This window comes from Rhizobium sp. 18055 (assembly GCF_902706285.1).
Lineage (GTDB): Bacteria > Pseudomonadota > Alphaproteobacteria > Rhizobiales > Rhizobiaceae > Rhizobium.
The window spans coordinates 1-981 of the sequence record NZ_CACSKD010000057.1 but is presented as its reverse complement, the minus strand read 5'-3'; the positions used below and the strand labels follow the sequence as shown (position 1 = coordinate 981).

The 981-nt window shown below is 69.8% G+C and carries 2 protein-coding genes; one reads left to right on the top strand and one right to left on the bottom strand.

Annotated features, from left to right (window positions below; translation table 11 throughout):
• On the bottom strand, nucleotides 1-249 hold a 249-nt coding region (locus GVL52_RS31390), incomplete at its 3' end, for an alcohol dehydrogenase catalytic domain-containing protein (protein WP_160012645.1).
• A gap of 167 nt (nucleotides 250-416) precedes the next feature.
• Here GVL52_RS31390 and GVL52_RS31385 point away from each other — a divergent pair.
• Nucleotides 417-758 (top strand): hypothetical protein, encoded by a 342-nt coding sequence (locus GVL52_RS31385; protein ID WP_160012644.1) that lies wholly within the window; start codon nucleotides 417-419, stop codon nucleotides 756-758.
• Nucleotides 759-981 lie beyond the last annotated feature (223 nt).

The window sequence follows — 981 nt, the reverse complement described above, 5'->3', positions numbered from 1 at the left end:
GCGGTCGCCCACGGCGAGGTGCGTCACGCCCGCGCCCACGGCCTCGACGATGCCCGCACCCTCCATGCCGATCGTGGCCGGCATCGGCAGCGGATACAGCCCCGTGCGGTGGTACACGTCGATGAAGTTCAGGCCCACCGCATGGTGGCTGATGCGGATCTCGCCGGGGCCGGGCTCTCCCACGGTCACGTCGGTCAGGTGCAGTTCTTCGGGACCGCCGTGCTGGCGGATCTGGACGGCAAGGCTCATGCGGCGACTCCTGCGTTGGAAGACACGAAAAAAAGAAAGGAAAAAATCGAGAACGCGAACCGGGGCGATGCGGACGGGCATCCGGCCCGCGGAATGGCCCCACGCGGGGGCCGGCGTGCATCCTGCCACGGATCGGCGAAGCCCGCAGGCCGGTACATTTCCAGGCCATGACACAACGACTCTCGTCCGGCACCGTGGCCCTGCTCGTGGCCGCGCCGCTGCTCTGGGCCGGCAACGCGGTCGTCGGCCGCCTCGTGCATCCCCTCATCTCCCCGGTCGCGCTCAACTTCATCCGCTGGGCGCTGGCCTTCATCGTGCTGCTGCCGCTGCTGCTGAACTACGTGCCCCACTGGCTGGGGCTGCCGCTGTCCACCGGCACGGCCACGCACCTGGAGCACATGATCTTCGGCGCGCTGATCGTGTTCTTCCTCATCGTCGAGCCGCACGGCCTCGCGCGGCTGTGGTCCACCGCGCGGCAGAAGCTGCGCATCTGGCCGTTCCCGCACTGACCGGCGTCGCCGTCCTCCACCGTTTTCCCCAACGCACCACCCGAGTGCCACACACCCCAAGGAGACATGCCATGCAACCCAGGAAGATCGCCACGATCGCCGCCGCCCTCGCGGCCGGCCTCTCCGCGCTCGCCACCGCGCCGCTGGCGCAGGCGCAGGCCGCGGGCGAGCAGTTCGTGCCGCTGCTCGTCTACCGCACCGGGCAGTTCGCGCCGCTCGGCAT

Excerpts from the sequence above, each read along its gene's own strand:
- GVL52_RS31385 (WP_160012644.1), top strand. The coding sequence starts at position 417 with ATGACACAACGACTCTCGTCCGGCACCGTGGCCCTGCTCGTGGCCGCG.